Source organism: Corallococcus sp. AB049A (assembly GCF_003668885.1).
Lineage (GTDB): Bacteria > Myxococcota > Myxococcia > Myxococcales > Myxococcaceae > Corallococcus > Corallococcus interemptor.
Genome location: NZ_RAWL01000485.1, coordinates 1 through 6,037, shown reverse-complemented (window position 1 = coordinate 6,037; position 6,037 = coordinate 1). Strand labels below are relative to the sequence as shown.

Here is a 6,037-nt window from a genome sequence, read left to right as displayed (position 1 = left end):
GCACAGCACCAGCAGCATGCGGGTGACGCCCTCCAGGCGCTCCTGGAGCGGCGTCTGGGGCTCCTGCGCCGTGCGCACCAGGTGCGCGATGCGGCCCAATTCCGTGTCCATGCCGGTGGCCATCACCTCCGCCACCGCCGTGCCCGCCGCCACGGAGGTCCCCATGAAGACGCGGTCCCTGCGCTCCGCCAGCGGGGTGGAGTCCGGCAGCGCGCCCACCCGCTTGTCCACCGGCGTGCTCTCCCCGGTGAGCGCCGCCTCCAGCGTGAGCAGCGCGTGCGCCGACAGCAGCCGCGCGTCCGCCGCCACCACGTCCCCCGCCTCCAGCACCAGCGCGTCCCCCGGCACCACCTGGGACGCCGGAATCACGGCGCTCACGCCGTCGCGCAGCACCCGCGCGCTGGGAGCGGTGAGCGCGCGCAGGGCCAGCACGGCGCGGTCCGCGCGGTACTCCTGGAGGAAGCCCACCAGCGCGTTGAGCACCACGATGGTGGCGATGGCCACCGCGTCCGCGCCCTCGCCCAACAGCGCCGCCACGCCGCACGCGCCCAACAGCAGCCACACCATGCCGCCGCGGAACTGGCGGCCCAGGAAGAGCCACGCGGAGCGGGGCTGCTCGCGCGTCAGGAGGTTGGGCCCGTGCTGGCGCAGCCGCGCCTCGGCCTCGCGAGACTCCAGCCCCCAGCGCGGCTCCGGAGCCGGAGCCGGAGCCGCCGCGCCCGTCGCCGCGCTCATCGCGCCACCGCCCGCCCGCCAGCACGCTCCATGCGGTGGCCATGCTCGGGGTCCAGCCAACCAGGGAGGCTCATGTCGGATTGCTCCTGCTTCACGGGATGTCCGGCCCGGTTGCGAAGCCCGTGCCGTCAGGTTGGACGCGGGCCGGTTTTCCCGGGACGCGCAGCTTTTGCGCCCGCGCCTCCTGGTGCCGCAACCCTTGCGCGGGCCGGCCTCCGGCATACCCGAGGAGCGGGACGGCACGCATCCTGAAGAGGCCTGGAGGTCATAGCGGGGCGCGTTCCCAGCGCGAGCCCACCGGCCGGAAGAAACCCCGGTGCGGCGCCTTCCCCCCGTCCGGAGTCCAAGCCATGGCCATCCTCTGCGCAACCGACCTCACCGAGGGTTCCCGTCAGGCCGCGGAGGTGGCCGCGCGAATCGCCGCCCGCCGGGGCCTGCCGCTCTGGCTGGTCCACCAGGTCCACCCGGATCAGCTCCGGGTCGCGGCCGAGCCCGTGCGCGAGGGCCTGCAGGCGCTGCTGCGCGAGGAGGTCCAGAGGCTGGCGCCGCTGGGGGCGAAGGTGGAGTCCTCGCTGCTGGAGAGCGGCTCCTCGGGAGCCCTGGCCCGCTTCTGCGAGGCGCACGAGGCGCGGCTGCTGGTGGTGGGGACGCCCCGCGAGGAGCCCGCCGCCCTGGGTTCGGGCGTCAGCCTGGAACGCATCGCGCGCAACTGCGCCGTGCCGCTGCTGCGCGTGCGTGACGCCGCCCCCTTCGAGGCCTGGCTCACCGGCGCGCGGCCCCTGCGCGTGATGTTCGGGGTGGACCGCTCCCGGGGCAGCGAGGCCGCCCGGCGCTGGCTGACGGAGCTGGGCGTGGATGGCCCCATCGAGCTGCTGGCGGGGCACGTCTACTACGCCTTCGAGCAGTGCCGTCGCCTGGGCCTGCCCACCCCCATGAACCTGGACGAGGTGGCGCCCCGCATCGAGGCCGTGCTGCACCGCGAGGTGGCGGCGCTGGCGGACACGGGCGTCGCCCCGCGCGTGCACCTGCGCATGGCGGTGGGCCGCGCCGCGGACCACCTGGTGGACCTGGCGCGGGAGCAGGAGGTGGACCTGCTCGTGGTGGGCACGCACCCGCACAACGCCCTGGGCAACCTGGCCTCGGTGGCGCACCACGCGCTGCGGCTCGCGCCCATGTCGGCGGCCGTGGTGCCGGTGAGCCCCGCGGCCTCCCACGGCGAGGCGCCCCTGCCCCAGGTGCGGCGGCTGCTGGTGGCCACGGACCTGTCGCCGCTGGCGGACGAAACCATCCCGTTCGCCTTCGCGCTGGCGCCCGCGGGCGCGGAGGTGCACCTGGTGACGGTGATTCCGGAGCGCGCCGGCGCGGAGCTCCACCGCGACCTGAAGCAGCGCCTGCTGGAGCGCGTGCCCAGGGGGCTGGAGCCCCGGGAGGTCACCACGCGGGTGGAGGTCCTCCATGGCGAGGACGTGGCGCTCGCGCTGGTGCAGGCCGCGGAGCGGATGGACGCGGAGCTGCTCTGCCTGGGCTCGCGCGGCCACGGGGGCGTGAGGGAGGCGCTGCTCGGGTCGGTGGCGCGCAAGGTGCTGGGGCTGAGCCGCCGGCCCGTGCTGGTGCTGCGTCCCCCGCTGCGCTGAAAGCGGGTCAGCGCGCGGCGGGGACCCCGCCGCCCTGGCTGTAGCTGTCACAGAGCGCCATGTACTCGTCGCTGTCCATGGCGAGCGCGGCGACCCGCAGCTTCTTCACGCGGGGCTTCGCGAGCGTGGTCTTGATCCGCACCATCTTGAGGATGGGGATGCCCATGTACGACTGGGCGTAATAGACGTTCTCCTTCATGTCCCCCCAGCCGATGAGCACGCCATCCGGGAAGCGGATGCCGTCCCGGCCGATGAGCAGCACCGGGCGGTCCAGCCTCCCCAGCCCGCGGATGCAGTTGAAGAGCATCCAGGCCGCGCACAGGGTGATGAGCGCGATGGCGACCCAGAGGTTGCTCACCGGCAGCGCATGCACGGTGAGCGCGCCGAAGCCGAGCGTGGCCAGCACCCAGATGACCACGCCCGCGATGAGCTTGCCCCGCGAGTAGTAGATGGCGCGCGGCTTCTCCGCCTGCTTCCGGGACTGGGGGGAGCGATAGATTTCCATGTCGGGGATGTCCGTGGGTGCGTCAGCCGGCCAGCCGGCCTGACAGATAGGCCAGCAGGACTGGCGCGTTGATGACCTTCGCTTCGTCGAACTTCCGGGGCCTGCCCTGCGCGACGATGACGAGCTCGCGGGACGCATGGCCCTGGTCCACCTCGTCCTGGAGCCGGATGCTCTCGATGTCGTCCCAGCGCCAGAGCTTCTTGCGGTGGATGAGCCCCGCGTCGCTCAGGACGAGCGGCCCGAAGCGCACCGGCTTCCCCGCGGACACCTGGTGGTTCACGCGCTCCAGGAGGCGCGACACGACCTGCTCCAGCACCGCTTCGTGCAGCGCGTCCGGGTCGCTCCACAGGTACAGCCGCAGCTTCAGCGTTCCCCCCGTGTGGCGCAGGAGGACGTGGTCGTCCGAGGTCTGCTCGACGATCTCCCGCACGTCCCGCCAGCGGATCCGCGTGGCGTCCGCGCGCAGGCCCTCGTCGTCCACCGTCAGGGTGTGCGGCGCCATCAGCCACGCGAAGAGGTCGTTGGCCCGCCAGCCCAGGATCCAGATGCAGGAGGGGATGCCCGCGAGGAGCAGGGAGAAGCCGAATCCGCTCTGGAGCACGTCCTGGACCCACCGGTGCGGAAGCAGGGGCACGCCCAGGGGATCCAGCAGCGCGGCCGCCTCCACGTAGAGCAGGGCCAGGCCCGCCAGGAACCAATACAGCGCGCGAGTGGGAAGGATCTTGTGGTGGGTGTGCTTCAGTGCGGCCTCCAGACGGGCCTGGGCGCGCGTCTATAAACAATCAACCCTGTCGACGCGACGTGTTTCGCCCCTCGGGCGTACGTTCTCGCTGCTCGCGAAAAACACCCTCGCGGCCTGAGACAGCACTGTCTGGCTTTGCCTGGAATCTCCTCTATCCCAAAGCATCACAGTCCCAGCGGTTCGCGATAAGCACAGTGGCCCGGGCGCGCACCGGCACCCGGGCCCGCGCTTCAAGTGGAGGCTAGGGCAGCGACTGTGCGCCCTTGAGGAGCGCCGCGGCGAGGTCGAAGTTGCCGCCCACCGAGACGTTGCCCGACCAGAGCGTGCGGGGGTCGCGCGGCGTCCCCTCTTCTCCCTGGACCTCCACGTTGCCCACGGTGACGCCCGCGAGGACGGAGACATAGGCGTTCGGCGCGAACGTGGCACCAAACGAGAGCTGGGGAACGTAGTTGCGCTTCTCGATGCCGCCGCCTCCAACCCGGACGCGGACCTCGTTGTTGAGCGTGCGGCCCAGGTACGCGCCCCACTTCAACGCGAAGCACTTTCCGCGCAGGGTCGAGTTCCAGTCCTGGTCGGCAATCCACTGGATGATGTCCTTCTTCCTCGCCTCGCGGTTACCCGATTCTCCGTCGACGTCCGCCAACCAGATCCGGGTGTAGGCCACGATCGCGGGCATGGGCTCCTCGGCACGCGAGCTGCGGTACAGCCGTGCCGCCGCCAGATAGGCCTCTTGCGCGGCGTCGACGGCGCCTCGGGCAGCATCCCGTTCCGTGCGGGCATTGCTGAACGCAGTCAGCGCGGCTGCCTTTCCATCGGCTGACGCCTCGGCCACGGTCTTGGAGGCGAGGGTGATCTTCTCGCTGGCGCGTCGATAGGCATCCACTGACTTGACGAAGTCTTCCTTCGTTTTCTGGTACTGGCCCCCATCCATGCGCATCCTTGACGATTCCCAATCGAGGATCTGCAGGTCCGTCGCGCCCGCATTCATCGCGCTGATGAAGGTGTTGAACTTGAGCGTGGCCTTCCGGCGAGCGACCTCCATCGCGGCGGCGGACGCATCGCTCTCGCTGCCGCCGCCCCATTCGGACGCGCAATACTCCCGGACCGCCTCGGATCTCTTCCAGTAGCCAGGAAAGAAGGCCACGTAGGGCATGGCCACGAAACCGGCGTTCTGAAGACTCGTGCCCTTCGTGGAGCCAATGGGGAACTGAATCCCCGCGCTGACGCCTGCGGTGACACCGCTCTTGAGGAGCTTCGCGTTCTCCGCCACGGCCTTCGCACCCGCCGCGGCCTGATTTTGCGCTTCGGTGCTCTCCTGCTTCGCCTTGGCGGCGCTGGCCTTGGCCTCCGCCTCGAGCAGGGCCTGGGCCTGCGCGTCGATCACCGCCTTGAGGCCAGCCTGGTCCACGGCAGGAGCAGGAGCAGGCTTACCTCCCTGTGCACGCGCGAAGCCGCCCATCAGGAGGGTGAGGCCACTCAACAACACAAACGCTTTCCGGATCTGTCTCAGACGTTCCAAAAGCATATCCCCCTCGGTTGTTCAGCGTTTTACATTCTCAGCAAGACACTCACACCCGTCAACACCATCCACAGCCAAGTCAAAGACAACCCATCCGTCACGATTTGGACCCACGGATTTCCGGTTCAGTCAGTGATTCCGCGTCCACGCCGTGCCTTCCCCGCCGCGATGTCGGAGCGCTCCGGTTAGACTGGTTGCCCATGCACCTCCTGCATCGCGGTCAGGCCCCCCAGAAGCCCCTTCTGCTGCGCCCCCTGTTCGGTGGGGTGCAGCGCATTGGCATGCGTTCGGAGAGCACCACCACGCTGCGCGACGCGGGCCGCAACAAGCCCGGCCCCGTGATGCCGGGCGTGCAGATGGTGATGGCCGTGGAAGTGCTTCGCGTGCTGCCGGATGGGTCCGCGCGCTACCGCTTCACTTTGGAGGAGGTGGACCTGCTCGTCGCCGCGCGCACGCCCGTGCGCACCGTGGAGTCCGCCCGCGCCCAGCTGTCGCCCCTGCCCGGCCTGAAGGGCGAAGGCCAGGTGGCCCCCAACGGCCGCTCCAGCGGCTTCGAGTGGAAGCTGCCCGCGGAGCTCTCCGCCCCCGTGCGCGGCCAGATGCAGCAGCTGGCCGGGCTGCTCAAGGACCTGGGCACCTTCCTGCCCGCCGAACCCGTGGGCCTGGGGGCCCGCTGGGAACAGAACGGCGCGGGCAGCGGCGCCCTCACCGGCGCGACCACGCGCGTGGAGCTGCGCACCCTGGAGGGCCAGTCCGTGGGCCTGCGCCTCCAGATGGAGACGCCCCGCACGCCCCAGCCCGTCCCCGCCTCGCTCCGCCCGCCTCCGGGAACCCCGGGCGAGACCACGATGCACACCGAGGCCAGGGGCCACGGCGGCTGCATGCTCTCCCTGGACCGGCTG

At 71.0% G+C, this 6,037-nt stretch carries 6 protein-coding genes; 2 read left to right on the top strand and 4 right to left on the bottom strand.

The features are described from left to right. Positions 1-735: cation-transporting P-type ATPase (locus tag D7X55_RS34165; RefSeq protein WP_255425049.1), on the bottom strand; the 735-nt coding region annotated here is incomplete at its 3' end. Between the two features lie 350 nt (positions 736-1,085). Here D7X55_RS34165 and D7X55_RS34160 point away from each other — a divergent pair. After that, positions 1,086-2,369: a universal stress protein gene (locus D7X55_RS34160; RefSeq protein WP_158616347.1), complete on the top strand. Its 1,284-nt coding sequence runs from the start codon at positions 1,086-1,088 to the stop codon at positions 2,367-2,369. 7 nt (positions 2,370-2,376) lie between these two features. Here the strand turns inward: D7X55_RS34160 and D7X55_RS34155 are convergent, their stop codons facing one another. The 3 genes from D7X55_RS34155 to D7X55_RS34145 form a co-directional block, all read right to left on the bottom strand. Continuing rightward, a complete protein-coding gene (locus D7X55_RS34155) occupies positions 2,377-2,874 on the bottom strand; it encodes a hypothetical protein (protein WP_120553107.1) in 498 nt (165 codons plus the stop codon). Positions 2,875-2,896: 22 nt separating this feature from the next. Further along, positions 2,897-3,541, bottom strand: coding sequence for a hypothetical protein (locus tag D7X55_RS34150; protein WP_233610237.1), 645 nt, complete (start codon positions 3,539-3,541; stop codon positions 2,897-2,899). 316 nt (positions 3,542-3,857) lie between these two features. Continuing rightward, positions 3,858-5,141, bottom strand: a complete 1,284-nt coding sequence (locus D7X55_RS34145; RefSeq protein WP_147470318.1) for a hypothetical protein — start codon at positions 5,139-5,141, stop codon at positions 3,858-3,860. A 194-nt stretch (positions 5,142-5,335) separates the two neighbouring features. Here D7X55_RS34145 and D7X55_RS34140 point away from each other — a divergent pair. Then, positions 5,336-6,037, top strand: a 702-nt coding sequence (locus D7X55_RS34140) for a hypothetical protein (RefSeq protein WP_147470317.1), incomplete at its 3' end; no start/stop codon positions are given.